This is a genomic window from Streptococcus sinensis (assembly GCF_000767835.1).
GTDB classification, from domain to species: Bacteria; Bacillota; Bacilli; order Lactobacillales; family Streptococcaceae; genus Streptococcus; species Streptococcus sinensis.
On record NZ_JPEN01000041.1, the window covers coordinates 1 to 312 of the forward strand.

At 41.2% G+C, this 312-nt stretch carries 1 pseudogene; it reads left to right on the top strand.

The window, feature by feature from the left end:
* Positions 1 to 56: 56 nt before the first annotated feature.
* A pseudogene (locus SSIN_RS10165) lies at positions 57 to 206 on the top strand (transposase); the annotation flags it as partial.
* Between the last annotated feature and the right edge of the window lie 106 nt (positions 207 to 312).

Below are 312 nucleotides of genomic sequence, written 5' to 3' on the forward strand. Positions count from 1 at the left end.
AGCTACTGTCTTATCTCATTTTTCACTTAAAGCCTTGACAGACTTGACAAATGGTAGAAAAGATTATCAACGCTCTTGAACTCCCTTACTCAAATGCTAAGCTAGAGGCTACAAACAACCTCATCAAAGTTATCAAACGCAACGCTTTCGGATTTCGGAACTTTGACAACTTCAAAANGACCAATTTTGTCCTCTCCAGATCTTAGCTGACATCAACCCACTACAGTTGACAAAGAGCAAAAAAACTAGTATCGGGAAGACAGGATTCGAACCTGCGACACCTTGGTCCCAAACCAAGTACTCTACCAAGCT